Genomic DNA, 19,564 nt, shown 5'->3' on the forward strand with positions numbered 1-19,564 from the left:
CGCGCGTGCAGACTCAACGTGACCACGTACATGCCCAGGTCTTCATGGTCGGGCGACTCAGCTCCGCCCTGGTCGAGGGCGACCCGACCGGCGCCGCGATCCCCGGCCGGCGGCTGCAGACCGGCCTGTCGATCGGCGTGCTGCTGGCCCTGCTGCTGGTCGGTGGCTTCGCCGTGTACGGCTGGATCGTGCCCGGCGGCAGCAGCGCCTACCGCCAGGACGGCGTCATCCTGGTGGAGAAGGAGACCGGCGACCGCTACGTCTACGTCGACGGCGCCCTGCACCCCACCCCGGACATGGCCTCGGCCCTGCTGATCAAGGGGTCCGGAGCCCAGGTCAAGCTGATCTCCAAGGACTCGATCAAGAACGTGCCGCGGGGCTATCCGATGGGCGTGGCGGGCGCGCCGCCGCGACTGCCGGAACCGGGCGCGCTGGTCTCCGGCCCCTGGCTGGCCTGCCTGCCCGGCTCGGTGGTGCCCGGCTCGAAGACCGCGGGGCCGGGCCTGGACCTGATCCCCGGCGCGCCGGCCGCGCCGCTGCCGGCCGGCGGCTTCACCGTGGTGCGGGCCAGGAACAACGTTCCGTACGTGGTCACCGGGCAACTGCGGTTCCGGGTCGCCGACCCGGCGGTGCTGGTGGCCCTGGGCGCGGCGGCGATCGACCCGCCGCCGGCCCCGAACGCGTGGCTCGGCACGCTCGGCGCCGGTCCCGACCTGGGCCCGGCGCCGATCCCCGGGGCGGGCGACCCCGGACCGGAGGTCGGCGGCAAGGAGTACCCGATCGGTGCGCTCTTCCGGCAGCGCTCGGACTCCGGCACCGACCAGCTCTTCGTGCTGCGGCAGGACGGGCTCGCGCCGATGAGCCGCACCGAGTTCCTGTTCGCGGACGCGGCGAGCCCGGACGCCCCGGTCGAGCTGGATCCGGCCGCCGTCGTCGGGGCGGCCCGCTCGGCCGACCGGTCCCTGCTGGACCGGCTGCCCGACCTGGCCGCGCTGAAGCCGCAGGCGCTCGGCGGGCGGGCGCTGTGCGTACGCCAGCAGGCGGTTTCCGCCCAGATGGTCAGCACCGAAGTGGTCCTCGTCGATCCCGCCTGGTCCGGTGTGGACTCGGCCGGCCGGGCCACGGTGCTGACCCCGATCGGCTCGGGCATGGTCGTCACGCCGTGGCCGGCCACCACCGCGGCCGGCACCAAACCGCCGATCGTGTTCATCTCCGACCAGGGGTACGTCCACCAGGTCGCCGACGACGAGTCGGCCGGCGCGCTGCGCCTGGACGCGGCGCAGCCCGTCCCGTTCCCCTCCGCTTTGCTGGCGACGATGCCGCAGGGCCCCGTACTGAGTCGCAAGGCCGTCACCGGCCTGCCAAGGGGTTGACATGGCATCAGTGATCAAGAATCTGCTCCGCGGCACCGGCGGGGACGAGCCCGCCGGGGTGGTGCCGCACACCATCGGCAACGCCCTGGTGCTGCACGGCGAGGACGGGGTCAGCCCGGAGGCCCAGTCGCTCGCGCTGTCGGTCGTCGCGGACACCGAGCACGACGTGGTCGTCCTCGACCTGGTCGAGGGCATGCCGATCGGCTCGTGGGAGACGATGGCCGGCGTCCTGTCCCGCCGCCGGCGCACGATCCGGCTGATCACCTGCGGGGAGAGCCACACCGCGGCGGCGATGGCCGGGCAGTGGTTGTCCGAGCGGCTGCGGCGTACGGTCATCGCGCCCACCGGCGAACTGGTCCGCAGCGCCGCCGGTGTCCTGTTCGCCGGCACCACCCCGGGCAGCGGCTGGGTGCGCTTCCGGCCGGGCCGCCCGCCGGTCTGGGACGCCAAGCGGTACCCGGCCCCGGTCTGGGACCGGGCCGCCACCGACACCCGGGCGTCCAGCTCGACCGCGGAGATCGAGCCGCTCCCGGGCGGCGTCTGGATCCACGACGTCCGCGACACCGGACGCGTCGGGGAGCACCGGCAGCGGCTGGTCGCCGAGCTGCCGTGCCAGCCCGACGTGATGACGGTCCTGCTCGGCTGCCCGGGCACCGCCCCGCTGGCGCTCGACGACGTGGTCCGCTTCTGGCGTGACCTGGACGAGGACACCCGGCAGCGGACCCGGTTCGTCCAGTACGGCCAGGTCCGGCTGCCCGAGGGCGAGGCGTTCGGTCAGGCGCTCGCCGACCTGCTGGGCGCGCCGGTCGTCTGCTACACCGGCGTCCCGGTCGGCACGCCGCGGAAGCACGAGATCCGGGTCGTCGGGGCGGACGGCGTGCCCGGCTGGCCGCCGTTCGCGCTCGAGCTCGGCTACACCCCTCGCTCGCACCCGAACTCCAAGCCGCGCCGCCCGGCGGTGCTCAGCCATCGGCCGCCGCTGGCCCGGAGCGAGGAGGTCGCCCCGCGGGTCTACTGGTACGCCCCGGACGCGGTGGTCGAGGTGGTCCAGTCCGGCCTCTGGGTGCGCCCGGTCGAGGAGCCGCCCAACGGCGACCGGATCCGGGCCGCGACGCTCGACATCCGCGGCAATACCCTGGTCTTCGACGACAGCGAGGGCGCCCGGACGGACCGCATGCGGGAACTGGCCAAGGACCTGGCCGACCGGCTCACGGCCGAGATGGGCCGGCGCGACGGGCTGTTCCCGGCCTCGGTGCTGGTGCCCGGCCAGGCGCCGGCCGGGCGGGCCGGGGCGGTGCTGCGGGCGACCGAGCTTCCGCCGCCGCCGCTCGTGCTGGCGCTGGGGCCGTCCGAGCCGCCGGCCGCGCTCGAACCGCCGCCGGCGACGTTCTCGGTCGCCGCCGCGTTCGAAGCGCCGACCAGCCAGTTCCCGGTGATCGCGCCGCGGGGCACCGCCGCCGTCCCGGCGCCGGAGACGCCCGCGCCCCTGGACGAGGAGGTGACCATCTGGCTGCGATCGGACCTGCTGGCGCCCGCTCCGGCCGCAGCCCCCGAACCGATCGTCCACCCCGAGCCCGTCGCGGTTCCCGAGCCGGTCCCGCCGCCCGACCCGGTCCCGCCGGCCGAGCCGATCGCTCCGCCGCCGCCGATCGCTCCGCCGCCGCCGATCGCGCCGCCCGAGCCGTTCGCCCCGGCCGACCTGATCCAGGTGGCCGGCCCGGTGCTGCCGGGTCCGCCGGCCGAGGTCCCCGCCCCGATCGAGGCCGTCGCCACCGAGGGGGGAACCGAGCCCGCGGACCCGCCGCCCACCCCCGTTCCGGCCGAGACCGCCGCGCCCGTGGAGATCGCCGCGACCACCGGCCTCCGGATCCAGCGGACCCCGCCCGCGGCCGCGGCCGCGGTCCTGCCCCGACGCGGCCTCGACGAGGAACGCACCTGGCTGCGCCGCTCCCTGAGCCGCGACTTCGACACCATGTCCAGCTCGGTCGCCCGGATCATGTCCGAGCATCCGGGCCTGCAGGCCTCGGCCGACGTCCCGAAGGCGGACATCCTGGCCGACTCGGTCGCGGTCCGGCTCTACCTGTCCCGGCGCGGCGCCGGGGTCGACGCCGGTCTGCGCGACGGCCGGAAGGGCGCGCACGTGCCGTTCGCCCGCTGCGCCGTCTCCGGCCTGTCCCGGCTGCCGTCGTTCCGCGGCACCACCGTGGTCCGGACCTCGCCGACCGGGCCGGAGTGGGAGTTCTACCGCAGCCGCGCGACGGTCACCGAGTGGGCGTTCCTCAACGTCCTCACCGGCCCGTGCCGGACCCAGGACGGCGACACCGACGTGCTGGTGTGGTCGATGACCGCCCGTCGCACCACGCTGCTGGAGCCGGACGGCGACGACCGGGTCGAGGACCGGGTGCTGTTCCTGCCGGGCACCCATTTCAAGGTCCTCGAGCTGCACGAGCCGGCCGGTGGCGAGGCCGGCGCGATCCTGATGCGCGAGATCGGCGCCGAGGAGATCGGCGACGACGGCCGGGTGGCCGCCGGCCGGGTCTCGCTCGACGAGCTGGCCGTCAACGCGCTGCGCCGCAGCCGGGAGCGCTGGGCGTCGGCGGAGGCGCGGCAGCGGATCGGCCCGGGCTCGGCCGGTCGTTTCCTCGATCTGCCGGGCCTGATCCGGGACCACCGTGCCGAAGGAGAGAGCTGATGAGCCCGCAGGTGCTCGAGGTCGGCGGTGGCCGTCCCGGCGCGTTCTCGACGATCGGCGCCGCGCTGGCCCGGGCCGAGGCGGGTGCGACGATCAGCATCCATCCGGGGCGGTACGCCGAGAAGCTGGTGGTCGGCAACCGGATCACGCTGAGCGCGGCCGGCGGCCCGGTCGAGGTGCGCGTGGAGCAGGGCAGTGTCCTGGCCGTGCACGGGGAGGGCGCCCAGCTCCGTGGCATCGACCTGGCCAGCGCCGACCCGAAACTGGCCGCGGTCGACGTCTACTCCGGTGAGGCGGCGCTGGACGGCTGCCGGATCTCCGGCGGGTCCTGGGTCACCCTGCTGTCCCGCCTGGACGGGTCGCTGGCGCTGCGCGGCTGCCACGTGACGAGCACCGCCGGGGCCGGCATCGTGGTCACCTCGCCCGGCCCGAGCACGATCGAGGACACCGTGGTCGCCGGGGTGCCCACCTCCGGCGTGGTCGTCACCGATCAGGGCGTGCTCACCCTGCGCCGGTGCACGGTCAGCGACGCCGGCGCCAACAGCCTCTGCGTGAACGGCTCCGGGCGGCTCACCGTCGAGCAGGCCGAGGTGACCGGGGCCGGCAAACCGGCGATCGTGGTCGAGCAGCGCGGCTGGGCCCGGCTGTCCCGGCTGACCGTCACCGGCAGCGGCAACGTCGACCTGTTCCTGCGCGGCGGGATCGACGCGGTGCTCAGCGACTCGACCTTCACCGGCGCGGCCGTGCAGGCCGCGCACGTCACCGACGGCGCCGCGCCGCGCTTCGAGCGGTGCACGTTCGCGTCGGCCGGGCACACCGCCGTGCACGTCAGCGGCGAGGCCCGCCCGGTGCTGGCCGACTGCGTGATCGCGGACAGCCCGGTGGGGCTGGCCGTGGACGGCGGGAGCACGGTCGCCGTCCAGCGGTTGCGCGCCACGGCGACCACCGGCCCGGGCCTGTCGGTCAGCGCCGGCGCCACCCTCGACGGCGCCGACCTGACGGTCGAATCCGGGACGGCCGTCGCGCTCGAGGTGAGCGACGGCGGTCGCGGCACGATCAAGGACTCGCAATTCACCGGTACGGCGGAAGCCGGGCTCACCGTCGGTCCGGGCGCCCTACTGGCCCTGACCGCGACCCAGGTGCGCGGCACCGGCGTCCGGGTGACCGGCGGTGAACTGCGTCTCGACGACAGCGACCTGGCCACCGCACCCGGCGACGCCGTCGAGGCGGGCGCGGGCGCGGTGGTCACCGCCTCGCGCACCCGGATCCGCCGTCCCGGCCGCAACGGGGTCAGCCTGGCGCCCGGCAGCCGTGGCGTCTTCACCGAGTGCGAGGTGCTCGGCAGCGGCGCCGCCGGGTTCGACGTGGACACCACCGAGCCGGTGACGATCGACCGTTGCGCGGTGCGGGAGAGCCGGGGCGAGGACGTACGCCGCCGCGACGACGCCCGGGTGACCCTGACGGCGCTGGACACCGGCCGTCCCACGGCCCGTCCGGGCACGCCGGCGCCGGACCCCGCCGAGCCGGCCGGGCCCGGCGCGCCCGAGCCCGCGGGCGCGGCCGACGGCCCGTTGCGCGAGTTGAACGCGCTGATCGGTCTGAAGGGCGTCAAGCAGGAGGTCACCGCGCTGATCAATCTGATCAAGGTGGCCCAGGCGCGGCTGGCGAAGGGCCTGCCGATGCCGCCGATGAGCCGGCACCTGGTCTTCGCCGGGCCGCCCGGCACCGGTAAGACCACGGTGGCCCGGCTCTACGGCTCGGTCCTGGCCGAGCTGGGCATCCTGTCGCAGGGCCACATGGTCGAGGCGGCCCGCGCCGACCTGGTCGGGCAGTACATCGGCTCGACCGCGATCAAGACCACCGAACTGGTCACCAAGGCGATCGGCGGGGTGCTGTTCATCGACGAGGCGTACACCCTGTCGGCCGGGTCCGGCGGGTCCGGCCCGGACTTCGGGCAGGAGGCGATCGACGCGCTGATGAAGATGATGGAGGACCACCGCGACGAGCTGGTCGTCATCGTCGCCGGCTACTCCGAGCTGATGGAGAAGTTCCTCGCCTCCAACCCCGGTATGGCGTCCCGGTTCACCCGGACCGTCGAGTTCCCCAACTACTCGGTCGCCGAGCTGGTCACGATCACCTCGAACCTGTGCACCAAGCACTACTACGAGCTGACCGACGACGCCGTCGACGCGCTGACCGCCTACTTCACCCGGATCCCGCGCAACGCCACGTTCGGCAACGGCCGGGTGGCCCGCAAGCTGTTCGAGGCGATGATCAACCATCAGGCCTCGCGGCTGGCCACCAGCCCGCCCGAGCGGGACAACGAGCTGAACCGGCTCACCGCCGCCGACGTGGCGCCCGAGCTGGAGCTGCTCGACGACCTGCCGGCCGCGTCCGCCGATCAGCCGGACGCGGCCCACAACCCGCGTGGCGCGATCACCGCGGCGCGCAGCTGGCGGCGGGTCGGCGAGCTGGTCGGCGCCGTCGAGTTGCGCGAATCCATCGGGGCCGCCCTGCTGCAGGCGTGCGAGCTGCGGAACCGGCGCCGCGCGTACGGGAAATCGGTAAATGTTCTGCTCGCCGGCGAAGCCGGCAGTGGCCGCGGCGAGTTCGCCCGGCTCTACGCCGCGGCCCTGTCCGAATTGGATCTGGTGCCGATCGGCCAGCTGGTGCGCGTCGCCACCGCCGGGCAGCTCGCCCCGCAGTGGCCCGGGCACGCACGCGGTCTGGCCCGCACCGCGCTGACCGATGCCGAGGGTGGCGTGCTGCTGGTCGACTACACCGAGGACGGCGGCGCCGGGCCGGAGGTGATCGAGCAGCTGGCCGGGCTGATGCGGCCGGCGCTGGGCAATCCGGTCGTCGTGCTGCTGGGGGAGGAGCCCGCCCTGCGGTCGTTGCGGGCCGCCGTGCCGGCCCTCGCCGAGGTCTTCGGGCAGCATTGGTCGGTGCCCGGCTACTCCCGCGACGAGCTGGCCGAGATCGTGGCGCGGCATCTGGTGCGGCGCGGCCACGAGGTGCCCGACGACGTCCGGGCGGCGCTGCTGGAGCTGACCGCCGCGCTGCCGGGGCAGACCGTGCGGGCCGCGCACCAGCTGTCGTCCACGATCACCCGGACGGCCGCCTCCCGGACGCTGACCGTCGCCGACCTGACCGGGATCACCGGCCGCGGCGCCCTGACCGGCGGCCTCACGGCCGTCGGCTGACCGGAGGAACCAGATGCAACCGCACTTCACCGAGTTCGCCGAGCACGCCCGGCAGTTCGAGCAGCAGATGCGCGACGCGCAGGCCGAGTTGGAGCGGGCCGTCGTCACCGGCGGCTCGGCCGACGCGACGGTCACCGTGGTGGCGGACGGCCTGGGCCGGACCCGGGCCGTCCGGGTCGAGCCGGTGGTCTTCGAGCGGCGCGACGCGCCCGCCCTGGAAGCGGCGATCCTGCAGGCGATCCGGGCCGCCGCCGACAACGCGAGCCGCCTGGCCGGCGCCCGGATGGGCCCGATCGAGCTGCACCTGAGCTGATTCAGAGGCTCTCGATCAGGAACCGGCGGATCAGCGGCACGGTCTCCTCCAGGGCGCTCTCCAGCAGGAAGTGCCCGCCGTCGAGCAGGTGGACCTCGGCGGTGGGCAGGTCCGCGGTGAACGCGAGGGCGCCGGCCGGCGCGAAGATCGGGTCGTCCCGCCCCCAGACCGCCAGCAGCGGCACCTGGTGCTCGCGGAAGTACCGGTGCACGGCCGGGTACAGCGGCGGGTTGGTGGCGTAGTCGCGCATCAGCTGCAGCTGGATCAGGTCGTTGCCGGGCCGGGACAGCAGCTCGTAGTCGTGCCACCAGGTGCTCGGGTCGACCAGCGACGCGTCGGCGACCCCGGTCAGGTACTGCTGCCGGGTGAACTCCAGGGTCAGCGCCGGCCGGACCGCGGCCTCGGTCTCGGCCGTCCGGGCGTCCCAGTAGTGCCGCAGCGGCTCGAAGAACGCCGGCCGGAAGCCCTCCTCGTACGCGTTGCCGTTCTGGCTGATCACGGCGGTGACCGAGCCCGGGTCGGCCAGCGCCAGCCGCCAGCCGATCGGGGCGCCGAGGTCCTGCACGTACATCGCGTACCGGTCCACGCCGAGCTGCGCGAGCAGGCCGCGGGTCAGCGCGGCGAGCGAGTCGAAGGTGTAGTCGAACGCGGCGGCCGGCGGCGCGTCGGACTGCCCGAACCCCAGCAGGTCGGGGGCGATCAGGTGCCAGCGGTCGGCCAGCGCCGGGATCAGGTTGCGGAACATGAACGAGCTCGCCGGGAACCCGTGCAGCAGGACCAGGGTGGGCGCGTCCGCCGGCCCGGCCTCTCGGTAGAACAGGCGGTGGCCCCCGACCTCGGCGTATTGATGATGAATGCGTGCCATGGCTGGCGACTGTAGGCAGCGGCACTGGACAAACGGTGGATACGGACGGTCAGGCGCCGGCGTCCAGCTCGGCGAGGAACCGCTCGGCACGCCGGGTCAACAGGTGGGCCTCGGCCGCGGCCGAGCGGGCGCGGGCCCGCTCCGCGGCGGCCCGGACCACGGCGGGCGGTTCGCCGCGGGTCTGCAGCAGGCGCGCCCGGACCAGCAGGAGCAGTCCTTCGGCGAAGCGTTCGCCGAGGGTCGCCATGGCCCGCTCGGCCCGGTCGAGGGCGTAGCCGGCCCGGTCGGCGCGGCCGTCCGCCAGCCACATCTCGGCGATCAGCGCGTACTGGAACGGCAGTCCCCACTGTGGCGGGTCGACCAGGTCGGCGGCCAGCAACTGCTCGGCCTCGGCGGCCTCGGCGGCCGGGTCGCCGCCGGTGAGGGCGCGGGCCCAGCACCCGTACTGCCGGATGTAGTGGTCGATCTGGGCGCGCAGGCGGGCCAGGTCGGCGGCGACCCAGCGGTCGCTGACTCGCCGGGCCAGGGCCGCGTCCCCGGCCATCGCGGCGATCATGCCGGTGAAGAAGGCCCAGACCGAGACCGCGTGCGGCGCGGCCGGCTTGTCCCAGACGTCCACGACGGCCAGGGCCGCGTCGACCTCGCCGTACAGGGCGATCGACATGGCCTGGTAGGGCGGTCCCTGCCCGGGGATGGTGCCGTCGCGCCGCAGCGGCGTGTCCGCCGGCCGGATGTCGCCGGCCGGATCCGTCTCGGTGAACGACCGGTACGACGCGCCGACGTTGCCGATGTCCAGCTGGTGCAGTCCCCAGGCCTGCCGGGCGTAGCTCCGCGCGACCGGATCGGTCGACGCCAGGCCGTGCTCGTGCATCCGGCGGGCCACGCTGCCGCGGTCCGGCGCCATCGCGGTCAGCGCCCCGGCCACCCGGATGAACAGGAAGTCGGCGGCCTCCGCCGTCCGGCCCAGGGCGTGGGCCAGCTGTTCCCCGCGCTCCAGCAGGTCCATCGTCGGGGTGTCGTAGCCGGCCTGCCGCCGGATCACGACGGCGAACAGGGTGAGCGCGGACAACTCCTGCTCGGTGAGTCCGGCCGCCCGGGCGACCTGGGCGGCCGAGCGCAGCTGCCGGTTGGCGGACTCGAACGCGAGCTTGGCGGCCGCGCGGCGCCCGGCCCGGATCAGCGTGTCCGCGATCCGGACCGGCTCGGCCAGGTGCCCGGCCGACCACAGGTGGTAGGCGAGCCGTTCGGTGATCGACTCGTCGTCGGGATGGGTCTGTTCCAGGGCGTCGGCGACGCGCAGGTGCAACCGCACCAGCCGCTGTCGCGTGGTGGTCTCGGTGACCGACTCCCGGACCAGGTCGTGCGCGAAACGCAGCGACGACGGGTGCTCCGCGCTGGATTCGAGCAGGCCGAGCGCGTGCAGCGGTTCCAGGCGTTCGAGGCAGTCGGCGACGTACACGCCGGCCGCGCGGGACAGCAGCCGCAGGTCGACGTCCCGGCCGATCAGCGCGGCGACGTGCAGCAGGTCGCGGGCCCGGTCGTCGAGGCCGGCCATCCGGTCGCGGACCACGTCGCGCACGGTCGCCGGCACGCCCGCCCCGGCGGAGACCTCGCCGGCACCGAGCGTGCCGGCCTCACTGAGCAGCCGGGAAAGTTCCAGGACGAAGAACGGATTGCCTTCGGTACGGGCATGGATGGCGCGCGCCACGGCCTCGCCGGGGTCATCACCGGACTCGTGCCGGATCAGCGCCGCCACGTCGCCCGGGGCGAGCGGCCCGAGCCGGAACCGGCGGTGCCCGGGCAGCCGACCGGCCGCGGCCAGCGCCTGGGAGAGTTCGGAGCCGATCGTCGGCGCCCGGTCCCGCAGCGCCCCGATGATCGCGGCCCGCTGCGGCAGCCGGCCCGCGAGGTGGCTGAACAACCGCAGCGAGGTGGTGTCGGCCCACTGCAGGTCGTCGAGGATCAGCAGGGTCGGGCGGTGCGCCGCGGCCTCGGTGACCAGCGCGACGACCTGCTCGAACAGCTGGAACTGGGCGCTGCCGCCGGGCAGTGACCGACCGGCCTCGCCGCCCGGCGCGAGCAGGCTCCCGAGCTGCCCGGCGAGCCACCGGTCCCGGTCCGGCGCGGGCAGCCCGCCGACGATCGTGCCCAGCGCCTGTTCCCACGGCCACATCGACGGTGTCCCGTCGCCTTCCAGGCAGGAGCCCCAGACCACGGTCGCGCCGAGCCGGGCGGCCTCCGCGGCGGTCTCCTCCAGCAGCCGGGTCTTGCCCACGCCCGGTTCGCCCTCGACGATGCCGATCCCGGTCCGGCCGGTCAGCGCGCTCTGCACGGTGTGCCGCAACACGGCCAGCTCGTCGATCCGCCCGATCAGCCCGGTCGCCCCGGCCGTCGGTGCCCGGTCGGCGGCGACCGCCGGGCCGGCCGGGTCGGGAGCCTGCGCCAGCACCCGCCGGTGCGCGTCGGTCAGCGCCGGGCCCGGGTCGATGCCCAGCTCGTCGGCCAGCCGGTCGCGGATCGCGCCGAACACGGACAGGGCCTCGGCCTGGCGGCCGGCGGCGGCCAGTACGGCGACGAGCGCGGCGTGCACCGGTTCGTGGAACGGCGCCATCGTCGCGGCCAGCCGTAACGCCGGAAGGACCCGCTCGGCGCGGCCGGTCGCGACCGCGATCCCGGCGGCGGCCGTGCACGCGTCGTAGAACTCGTTGTCGACCGCGGCGAAGATCGCCGTCGCGCCGGCCCGGTCGGCGATCCCGTTGCCGGTCGGTCCGTGCCAGAGCCCGAGCGCCGCGGTGTAGTGGTCGAGCGCCGCGGCGTCGTGCCGTTGGGCGGTGGCGGACCGGGCCGCCGTCACGGCGGTCCGGAACGCGGCCAGGTCCAGCACCGCGGGGTCGGCGACGAACAGGTAGGAGTTGCCGCGGAGCTGCAGGAACGATCCGGTCCCGCGGGCCGGGAGGGCGGGCTCGAGCATCCGCCGCAGCGCGCCGACGTGCTTCTGGACGATGTTGAGCGCGCTGGCCGGGATGTCGTCGCCCCAGATCAGGTCGATCAGCTCGCCGGTGCCGGCCGGCATGCCGGCCCGGGCCAGCAGCAGGGCCAGGAGCAGGGCCTGTTGCCGGGGCCCGGGATCCAGCTCGGCGCCGTCGCGCCAGATGCGCAGCGGGCCGAGGACCTGGAGGTAGGGCTGGCCCCCGCCGGTGGGCGGGACGGCGGGAACGGGCACCGCCGGACTCTACCGTGCCTGGCGGCCCCCGTCTGACCTGCGTTGATAGATCACCGTAGTGACCGGCCGCACAAGTCCTTCAGTTTTGAAATAACTTGGATGGGGGTGTGGTTGTGGAGGTCAGCGGCCCACAAAGGACCGCGAGGAGCAAGGAGCGGGTTCTCATGGCTAGCAAGACGATCGCGGTTGTCGGCGCTACTGGTGCTCAGGGCAACGGTGTGGTGCGGGCCATCCTGGCGGCCGGCGGCGACGACTTCAACGTGCGGGCGCTGACCCGGGACGTGACCTCGGCCAAGGCACGCGAGCTGGCTGAACTAGGCGCCGAAGTGGTGGTGGGTGACTATTCCAGTCCGGAGGGTCTGGCCGAGGCGTTCGCCGGTGCGGACGGGGCGTTCCTGGTGACCGATTTCTGGACGCACATGGATCCGGAGAAGGAGCAGGCGTACGTCCGGAACCTGATCGACGCGGTGCAGAAGGCCGGCGTCAAGCACGTGGTCTGGTCGACGCTGGAGGACACCCGGGAGCTGATCCCGGTCGACGACCCGCGGATGCCGACGCTGCTGGGCACGTACAAGGTGCCGCACTTCGACGCGAAGGCCGAGGCGGACGAGTTCTTCCGGGCGGCCGGGGTGCCGACGACGTTCCTGCGGACCACGTTCTACTACGAGAACCTGGCCGACGCGCTGGCGCCGGCGCGGGACGGCGAGGGCCGGCTGGTTCTGAACATTCCGATGGGGGATGCGCCGCTGGCGGGTATCGCGTCGGGTGACATCGGCCGGGTCGCGCTGTCGATCTTCCGCGGTGGCAGCGAGTACGTGGGTCGTACGGTGAGTATCGCCGGTGATGTGCTGACCGGTAAGGAGATCGCCGAGGCGCTGGCCGACGCGCTGGGGGAGCCGGTGGAGTACCGTCCGGTCACCCACGATCAGTTCCGGGCGTTCGGGTTCCCGGGTGCTGACGAGTACGGCAACATGCTGCAGTACTACACGGAGTTCGCCGCCGAGTTCACCGGCCCGCGTGACCCGGCCAAGGTCCGCGAGCTGACCCCGGAGGTCCGGTCGCTGCGCGAGTGGCTGGCCGAGGTGGGCTACCGCCTCCCGAACGCCGCCTGACAGTAGAACGGGGCGGGGACGTGACCCATCGGTCACGTCCCCGCCCCCGTTCTATTTGACCGGCGGAACGGTGAAGTCCTCGGTCGGGGAGAGGTCGGCGGCGCCGTCTGTGCTCGCGTTCACTCCCATCCCGCGTGCGGCGAACACCTGCCAGATCCTGTCCTGGCCCCGGCCGTGGTCGACCACCCGGTCGGCCAGCAGGATCGCGTTGCGCATGTCCAGGTAGGACGGGTCGGCCGGGGCCAGCTCCATCGCCCGGGTCACCAGCGAGCGGGCCGTCCAGCTGCCGATCGACCGGCGCAGGTCCCACAGCGTCTGCGCCCAGATCTCACCGTCGGCGTGGATCTCCGCCCCGCCCGACGAGCGGATCCTGGCGTAGTCGCCGTACGTGTAGCCGCCGCTGCCCGCGGTGGCCGTGCCCGCGCAGACCGGCTCGGTGCTCGCCACCGGGCAGTCGATCGGCTCGCTGCGCACCGAGCGCCCGGCCAGGATGTAGTCGCCCTCGCGGACGTCGCCGTCCACCGCGTCGTCCCGCTCGTAGGCGCTGTCGACCAGGTAGTCCAGGCCGTACCAGTCGCCCCAGGCCTCGCCCATCGCGAGCGCCTGCGCGCCGCTCAGTGTGCCGTTGCCGGCGGCGTCGACGACCAGGCGCTCGGACAGGCCGTGCGTGTACTCGTGGAAGACGATGTCGGCGGCGTCCCCGGAGTTGCCGGCCAGCACCGACGCGGACCGCTGGAACAGGTACATCTGCATGCGCGGCGGGATGCCGTCCGGGCCGGTCGTCATGTTGGCGTTGTTGTCGTGGTCGGCGTCCGGCAGGCCGTCCGCGGTGTTCGCGCCGTCCATCGACTGACCCTGGACCGCGTCCCCGTCGACCGCCTCGAAGTTGCCGGCCGCCCGGGTGAAGCCGATCGGCGCGGCGTTCAGGTGGTCGTGCCAGGTGCCCAGGTAGGCGAAGAGCTGGGCGGCGTTCTGGGCCCGGTTGGCCTGCCAGGAGTTCGGCACCGCCGGGTTCCACGAGCACTGCCGCTGGGCCGAGCACGGGGCGCCGACCTGGGCGGAGAAGTCGGTGAACGGGAAGTCGAAGCTGCCCGTGGCGGCCGGCCGGACCTCCTCCGACGGCTGCGCGACGTCATCGTCGTCGACATCCGAGTACACGTGCGCGTTGCCGCCGGACAGCACCGGGGCGTTCCTCGGCAGCCACTCGGTGAGGTTGACCGGGTGCTGGGTGCCGCCGGCCGCGGCGCCCGGGTAGTTCTCCCAGGTCAGCGCATGGTCGTTGGCGACCAGGCTGCGGCCGGACAGCACCGTGCCGTCAGCCGCGTCGACCACGCTGAGGTACCCCTCGGCCATGCCGACCACCTCCCACGCCAGCCGGGGGCCGGTCGTGGTTCCGAAGTAGACCTGACGGGCCCGGCCGCCGTCGGAGAACGTCGCCGACTTCGCCGCGGTCGAGCGCAGCGTCGCCGCCGAGGTGCCCGGCATCGCCGCCCGGCGGGCCGCGATCGCGTCCAGCGTCGCGGCGCCGGCCGTGGCCGGCAGCCCGGCCAGCGGGGAGCCGTCGACCGCGATGATCCGGCCGTCCCGGGCGACGTGCACCTTGACGCCGCTGCCGGCGACCTCCACGCCGCCGACGTTCTGGGTGAAGCTCAGGTGGTGGGTGCCCGCGATGTCGACGTAGTCCTTGCGCAGCCGCAGGCCGGCCAGCCCGGCCGCGGCGGCGCCGAAGACGGCCCGGTGCGCGGTCAGGTAGTCCCGGGCGATCTTCTCCGGGGCTTCCCCGCCGGGTCCGGTGAGGAAGCCGTCGAGCCGGGCGATCTGCCGGAGCGTGCCGGCGTCGAACGCGACGACACCCTGCGCGCCGAGCGACTCCCGCAGCGACCGGGCCGCGGATTCGCCGGCCTGCGCGGCCGCCGGCAGCAGCGCGGCGCACAGCACCGCTGCCGACCCCGCGGCGACGGCATGTCGGACATAGATAGTTTTCATGATCGGTACGGTAATTGTCCTGAGTGGACAAAAAAGATAGCCGGACTTTACGGGGCTCAGAAGGGCAGGGTCTGCAGCCCGGTCCGGCCGCTCTGGTCGCTGCCCACCAGCTTCTGGTCGACGTTCAGGATGCCGTACTCGCCCCGCAGCTCGAACTGACCGGAGTCGCCGGCCGGCACCACCGCCCAGATCTGGGCGGCGTCGCCGTCGTCGCAGGGCTTCAGGGTCAGGGCCACCTGCGGGGTGTCGGCCACGCACTCGCCGGGCCGGGCCACCGGGACGATGACCACCCGGTTCGTCCCGGTGACCGGCGCGGCCCGCAGCGACATCTCGGTGGAGGCGTCCTTCACCGAGCCGGTGAAGTCGACGACGTCGCCCGCGCCGATCTGCATCCAGAGGTCGGCGCCGTCGTCGGCCACGTCGATCAGCACCCCGCGGTCGAGGTCGACACCGATCCGCCGGAGCCCGGTCAGGTCCGACGTGACCTTCGAGGTGGCGGTGCTGGGGGTGATGGCCGACGACGACGGCGGGGGCTGGGCCGGGTGCACCGTCGCGTCCGGGTGCCGTCGCAGGGTGGCGCCGACGCCGGCCGCCGCGACCAGGACCGCGGCGAAGGCGGCGCCGGTGGCCCGGTTGCGCCGGCGGCGGTCGCCCCGGCGGCGGATCTCGGCGGCGGCCGGCATGGTGGCCGTGCGCTGGACCTGGGTGGCGTATGCGTCCAAGCCGTCCTCGAGGAACCTGTCAGACATCGCTGGGCCTTCGTTCGGTCTCGCGGGTCTCGTCGTCGGCCAGGTACGCGGCCATGGCGCGCCGGCCCCGCGCCAGCCAGGTGGTCACCGTGCCGGCCGGGATGCCGGTCTCCCGGTGGATCTCGGCCACACTCAGCCCGACGAGATGATGCAGCACGATCACCCGCCGCTGGTCGGCGGGAATCCGGCGCAGCGCGGCGACGATCGCCACGTGGTCCGGCCCGAGCGCGTCGACGTGCGCGCCGGCGTGCTCCCGGCGATGGGCGTGCCGGCGGTTGAAGGCCTTGCGCCAGGCGCTCACCGCGTGGCGGTAGGCGACCTGTCGTACCCAGGCCTCGGGGTTGTCGTAGGTGCTGATCTTCGACCATCGGTTCCACGCCCGCAGGTACGCCTCGGCCACGGCGTCCTCGGCCTCCGCCGGGCTGCCCACCATCATCGAGACGTGGGCGAGGACCCGGCGCGCGGACGTCGCGTAGAACGCGTCGAAGTCCTCGGCGTCACGCATCCGCCGCTACGAGAACTTCTTGGTCTGCAGGCCCACGTAACCGCCCCCGCTCACGATCTTCCCGTTGTCGACGCTGATCACGCCGAACTTGCCGTGCAGCTCGAACTGGCCGGAGTCACCGGCCGGCACGATCGTGAAGATCTGGGTGGCCTGGCCGGACACGCAGGTCTCCAGCTTCAGCGCGGTGCCCGAGGTGTCCGCGACGCACGAGCCCGCGCCGAGGTCCTCGTTGTAGAACGGCGGCTTGATGACCACCCGGTTCTTCTGGCTCACCGGCGCGGCCTTCAGCGACATCATCGTCGAGTCGGTGGCGCTCGTGCCGGTGAAATCGACGACCCCGTTCTTGCCGACGGCCAGGTACCGGTTCAGGCCGTCGTCGGCGACGTCGATCAGCACCCCGGCGTTCAGTGTGATGCCGAGGCTCTTGAGCTCGCTGAGGTCCGAGGTGGCGGCGGCCGGCTTGGCCGGGGCCGGGGTGGCCCTGGTCGTCGAGGCCTTCGTCGGCGTGGCCGCGGCGGTGGTCGTGGTGGGCGCGGCGGCGTCGCTGGCCGGGATGACCACGACGTCCGTCCCGGCGGAGGACGCGCCCGGGGCCGCGGCCGGGAGCCCGGAGGCCGCGCTCTCCGGGGTCGATCCGGAGTTGGCGCACGCGGACAGCGCGGCGGCGCTCACGAGGGCGACGGCTCCGGTGATGATCGAGCGCATGGGGGTCTCCTTGTCGGCGGATCCTGCTTCGGTTGCTCTGACACGCTTCGGCGGCCCGGCTGATTTCACCGTCGGGTAACGAAGTGATAACGGTGAATCGGGCGCCAAGGAGATCGTGCGGGACACCGGTGCAGAGCCAGTGAATCCGGATAAACAGTTTGTGAAGTCGGGCGCTCTACCGTCGCCGCGATCCCTACAGAGAGGTACGTGCCTTGCGAGTGGAGCGAACGATCCGGAGGACCCTCGGCCGGTTGACGGCCGTCGTGGCGATGGTGGCCGTGCTGCTGGGCGTGGCCGTCGCGCCGGCCTCGGCGAGCGACTACTTCCCCGACTACGTGTCGATCAAGGCGTCCGGCAACTACAGCGCCGAGGTCGTCTTCCCGGACCGGGGTGGATACAGCAGCACGGTGGTCGCCCCGGGCGGCACCTGGACCAAGAAGATGTCGAACCTCAACTACACCGAGACGATCGAGTTCTACGGCTACTACAGCAGCGGGCAGACGTTCCTGATCCTGCGGCTGCAACGCAACCTGCACTCGCGCGGCATCCTGCTGGGCCTGGGCGGCACCACGGCCCGCCCGGTGGTCCAGGGCTGACCGGCGACGGCGCCGGGACCGGACGGGGTTCCGGCGCCACCGTGTATCGCGAGGGCAGTCCGGTGTGTGGTCCCGGGCAGCCCGGCCGGTCCGCGCTGTTCACCCGCCGGGCCGGTTGATGGACTTGTCCCGTGCCGATCGATCGTGACGACGACCTCCCGTTCGCGAGTGAGCTGTTCCTGACGCTCGCCCGCGAGGGCCGGCTGGTCCTGGACGCCGCCGACGCGGACCGGGCGATAGCCGGCCTGCAGCACGCGCTCGACGTCGTGCGCGCCCGGCTGGGCGCCGTGCGGGACCGGACCGGCCTCGATCCGGGGCCGGCCGCGGGCTTCGCCGGCGACGGATCCGCCGAACTTGTGAACGCCGTCTTCATCGAGCAGATCGCGCCCGGATTTCTCCAGCGGGCCGCCGTCGAGCTGCCCCGATACATCGCCGCGCTGCGCGCCGCACGACGTCCCGCGGCGGTCCGCGAGCCCGGCTGACCGGACGATCAAGAGCGGTGTCCAGTCCCGCTCCAGAGGCGCTCTCCACACTTGCCCCCGATCGTGGACGGGAGCCGGAAGGTGGCAGCGGAAGTGGTTCGGGTGGTGGTGCGTTCGTCGGATGCGATCAGCCGGGAGGGGCTGGAGAGCTTCCTGCGGTCCAGTCCTCAGGTGACGGTGCCGGCCGAGCGGGAGGCCGCGGACGCCGACGTCGTGGTCGTCTGCTGCGACCGGTTCAGCTCGGAGGTGATCGCGATGCTGCGCCTGGCGGCGGCCGAGAAGGGCGCGCCGGTCGTGCTGGTCGCCGACGAGATCACCGGGACCGACCTGCTGATCGCGGTCGAGTGCCGGGTGGTGGGCATCCTGCCGCGGGCCGCGGTCAGCACCGAGCGGCTGCTGCACGCCGTGCTCGCCGCGGCGTCCGGCGGTGGCGTCATGCCCCCGAACCTGGTCGGCGAGCTGCTCAAGCATCTGGAGCGGCTGCAGAGCGAGGTGCTCGCCCCGCACGGACTGAACGCGTCCGGGCTGACCCCGCGCGAGGTGGACGTGCTGCGGCTGATGGCCGACGGCCTGGACACCAACGAGATCGCGGGGGAGCTGTGCTACTCCGAGCGGACGGTCAAGAACGTGATCTACAGCATGACGAACCGGCTCAACCTGCGGAACCGGTCGCACGCGGTGGCGTACGCGATGCGCACCGGCATGATCTGAGCACGCCGCCCGAGCGAGAGGTACATCGATGTCCGAGTGGCCGCTGGAGCCCACGGAGCAGGAGACCGACGAGCCGGCGACCCCGGCCGAGGAGGCACCGGAGCATCCCCGCGGACCCCGGATCTGGGCCGCCGTCTGGGCCCGTTTCCTGCGCTCGCCGTCGATCCGGATGGCCGTCGGCGCGGTCGTCACCGTGGCGATCGCGGTGGCCGGGGCGTTCGGGGTAGCCGGCGTTCAGCGCCCGGTGCCGACCGCGGCGGTCACGGCGAGTTCCGCGCCGGTGACCGGGCCGGCGGTGGTCGAGACGGCCGGGCACGCCGCCGCGCTTCCGCCCGCGCCGGCTCCCGGGGCGACGACGCCACTCGCGGCCGAGCCCACCCGTACGGCGGAAGGTCTTTCGGTCTCGGCGAAGCCGGTGGTGGTCGCCGGGACCACCGCGGCGGCCGCGCCCAAGGCGGTCACCTATGCGGCGATCGCCGGGATCGGGTGCACCGGCGCGGGCACCAGCTACGCCCACTACGGCTGGTTCAAGGCGGGCAACGGGGGCTGGTGGACGCTGGCCCAGGGCAGCACCCGGGAGGGCGGTTGCGGCGGCCAGTTCGACGACATGCCGTTGTCCGGGCAGGTGCACGTGGACACCGCGGGCCAGGCCATGGTGTTCGGGTTCCGGGTCGGCGGCGCCGCGCAGACCTGCGCGCTCGACTTCTACGTGCCGACCAGCCCCAGCGCGCGCGACGTGGTCGTCCACCCGGTGCACTTCGCGGTGCTGACCGGGACCGGCGTCGACAGCCCGGTCTACACCTCGCCGGCCGGCGACAGATTCCTGTCCCAGCGTGACCACCACGAGAGCTGGCTGTCGCTGGGCAGCTATCCGGTCCGGAACGGCACGATCGGCATCAAGATCACAAACCGGGGTTCCCCGTACGGCTATCCGGTCTCCGACCCGCACGTCGCGGGCGGCGCGGTCCGGGCCAGCTGCGTCGCCGCCTGACCGTCCACCAGGAACTCCCCGCCGTCCACCCCCGTCGGCGGCGGGGACGGGAGCGGTG

At 73.9% G+C, this 19,564-nt stretch carries 15 protein-coding genes; 9 read left to right on the plus strand and 6 right to left on the minus strand.

The annotated features are described in order from the left end of the window. The first annotated feature begins 5 nt into the window (after positions 1-5). Genes eccB through L3i22_RS11590 form a run of 4 tightly spaced genes read left to right on the plus strand, consistent with a single transcriptional unit; the run spans position 6 to position 7,581 of the window. Complete coding sequence (gene eccB, locus L3i22_RS11575) at positions 6-1,373, plus strand: type VII secretion protein EccB (protein WP_221326964.1); 1,368 nt, start codon at positions 6-8, stop codon at positions 1,371-1,373. 1 nt (position 1,374) lies between these two features. Further along, positions 1,375-4,065 carry a hypothetical protein gene (locus L3i22_RS11580; protein ID WP_221326965.1) on the plus strand — a complete coding sequence of 897 codons (2,691 nt, stop codon included), beginning with the start codon at positions 1,375-1,377 and terminating at the stop codon, positions 4,063-4,065. Next, complete coding sequence (locus L3i22_RS11585; protein WP_221326966.1) at positions 4,065-7,268, plus strand: right-handed parallel beta-helix repeat-containing protein; 3,204 nt, start codon at positions 4,065-4,067, stop codon at positions 7,266-7,268. Before L3i22_RS11580 ends, L3i22_RS11585 begins: the two co-directional genes overlap by 1 nt. Positions 7,269-7,281: 13 nt before the next feature. Then, on the plus strand, positions 7,282-7,581 hold the full coding sequence (locus tag L3i22_RS11590; RefSeq protein WP_221326967.1) for a YbaB/EbfC family nucleoid-associated protein: 300 nt from the start codon (positions 7,282-7,284) through the stop codon (positions 7,579-7,581). Position 7,582: 1 nt separating this feature from the next. Here the strand turns inward: L3i22_RS11590 and L3i22_RS11595 are convergent, their stop codons facing one another. Both L3i22_RS11595 and L3i22_RS11600 read right to left on the minus strand, forming a co-directional pair. Then, entirely contained in the window at positions 7,583-8,446 is an 864-nt protein-coding gene (locus L3i22_RS11595; protein ID WP_221326968.1) for an alpha/beta fold hydrolase, read from the minus strand. Between the two features lie 49 nt (positions 8,447-8,495). Continuing rightward, positions 8,496-11,669 carry a BTAD domain-containing putative transcriptional regulator gene (locus L3i22_RS11600; RefSeq protein ID WP_221326969.1) on the minus strand — a complete coding sequence of 1,058 codons (3,174 nt, stop codon included), beginning with the start codon at positions 11,667-11,669 and terminating at the stop codon, positions 8,496-8,498. 164 nt (positions 11,670-11,833) lie between these two features. Here L3i22_RS11600 and L3i22_RS11605 point away from each other — a divergent pair, with 164 nt between their 5' ends. Next, positions 11,834-12,781, plus strand: coding sequence for an NmrA/HSCARG family protein (locus tag L3i22_RS11605; RefSeq protein ID WP_221326970.1), 948 nt, complete (start codon positions 11,834-11,836; stop codon positions 12,779-12,781). Positions 12,782-12,832: 51 nt separating this feature from the next. On the opposite strand, the gene L3i22_RS11610 is transcribed toward L3i22_RS11605, so the two are convergent. From L3i22_RS11610 to L3i22_RS11625, 4 genes are read right to left on the minus strand one after another with little or no spacing between them, the layout of a single operon-like run. Further along, positions 12,833-14,767, minus strand: a complete 1,935-nt coding sequence (locus L3i22_RS11610; RefSeq protein ID WP_221326971.1) for a M36 family metallopeptidase — start codon at positions 14,765-14,767, stop codon at positions 12,833-12,835. 56 nt (positions 14,768-14,823) lie between these two features. Further along, positions 14,824-15,516: a hypothetical protein gene (locus tag L3i22_RS11615; protein WP_221326972.1), complete on the minus strand. Its 693-nt coding sequence runs from the start codon at positions 15,514-15,516 to the stop codon at positions 14,824-14,826. Beyond that, positions 15,509-16,021, minus strand: a complete 513-nt coding sequence (locus L3i22_RS11620) for a sigma-70 family RNA polymerase sigma factor (protein ID WP_221326973.1) — start codon at positions 16,019-16,021, stop codon at positions 15,509-15,511. Before L3i22_RS11620 ends, L3i22_RS11615 begins: the two co-directional genes overlap by 8 nt. 6 nt (positions 16,022-16,027) lie before the next feature. Beyond that, positions 16,028-16,726, minus strand: a complete 699-nt coding sequence (locus L3i22_RS11625) for a hypothetical protein (RefSeq protein WP_221326974.1) — start codon at positions 16,724-16,726, stop codon at positions 16,028-16,030. A gap of 251 nt (positions 16,727-16,977) precedes the next feature. Here L3i22_RS11625 and L3i22_RS11630 point away from each other — a divergent pair, with 251 nt between their 5' ends. The 4 genes from L3i22_RS11630 to L3i22_RS11645 all read left to right on the plus strand — a co-directional run bounded on the left by L3i22_RS11630 (position 16,978) and on the right by L3i22_RS11645 (position 19,506). Continuing rightward, positions 16,978-17,322, plus strand: coding sequence for a hypothetical protein (locus L3i22_RS11630; RefSeq protein ID WP_221326975.1), 345 nt, complete (start codon positions 16,978-16,980; stop codon positions 17,320-17,322). 131 nt (positions 17,323-17,453) lie between these two features. Then, positions 17,454-17,804 carry a hypothetical protein gene (locus tag L3i22_RS11635; RefSeq protein ID WP_221326976.1) on the plus strand — a complete coding sequence of 117 codons (351 nt, stop codon included), beginning with the start codon at positions 17,454-17,456 and terminating at the stop codon, positions 17,802-17,804. An 81-nt stretch (positions 17,805-17,885) separates the two neighbouring features. Beyond that, positions 17,886-18,515, plus strand: a complete 630-nt coding sequence (locus L3i22_RS11640) for a response regulator transcription factor (RefSeq protein WP_255658130.1) — start codon at positions 17,886-17,888, stop codon at positions 18,513-18,515. A gap of 28 nt (positions 18,516-18,543) precedes the next feature. Further along, entirely contained in the window at positions 18,544-19,506 is a 963-nt protein-coding gene (locus L3i22_RS11645) for a hypothetical protein (protein ID WP_221326977.1), read from the plus strand. The last annotated feature ends 58 nt before the right edge of the window (positions 19,507-19,564 follow it).

The organism is Actinoplanes sp. L3-i22 (genome assembly GCF_019704555.1).
Classification (GTDB): Bacteria; Actinomycetota; Actinomycetes; order Mycobacteriales; family Micromonosporaceae; genus Actinoplanes.

Bases quoted from the DNA above. Each gene is read 5' to 3' on its own strand.
- L3i22_RS11595 (WP_221326968.1), bottom strand. From the start codon at position 8,446: ATGGCACGCATTCATCATCAATACGCCGAGGTCGGGGGCCACCGCCTG.
- L3i22_RS11580 (WP_221326965.1), top strand. From the start codon at position 1,375: ATGGCATCAGTGATCAAGAATCTGCTCCGCGGCACCGGCGGGGACGAG.
- L3i22_RS11620 (WP_221326973.1), bottom strand. From the start codon at position 16,021: ATGCGTGACGCCGAGGACTTCGACGCGTTCTACGCGACGTCCGCGCGC.
- L3i22_RS11645 (WP_221326977.1), top strand. From the start codon at position 18,544: ATGTCCGAGTGGCCGCTGGAGCCCACGGAGCAGGAGACCGACGAGCCG.
- L3i22_RS11610 (WP_221326971.1), bottom strand. From the start codon at position 14,767: ATGAAAACTATCTATGTCCGACATGCCGTCGCCGCGGGGTCGGCAGCG.
- L3i22_RS11625 (WP_221326974.1), bottom strand. From the start codon at position 16,726: ATGCGCTCGATCATCACCGGAGCCGTCGCCCTCGTGAGCGCCGCCGCG.
- L3i22_RS11585 (WP_221326966.1), top strand. From the start codon at position 4,065: ATGAGCCCGCAGGTGCTCGAGGTCGGCGGTGGCCGTCCCGGCGCGTTC.
- L3i22_RS11605 (WP_221326970.1), top strand. From the start codon at position 11,834: ATGGCTAGCAAGACGATCGCGGTTGTCGGCGCTACTGGTGCTCAGGGC.
- L3i22_RS11590 (WP_221326967.1), top strand. From the start codon at position 7,282: ATGCAACCGCACTTCACCGAGTTCGCCGAGCACGCCCGGCAGTTCGAG.
- L3i22_RS11615 (WP_221326972.1), bottom strand. From the start codon at position 15,516: ATGTCTGACAGGTTCCTCGAGGACGGCTTGGACGCATACGCCACCCAG.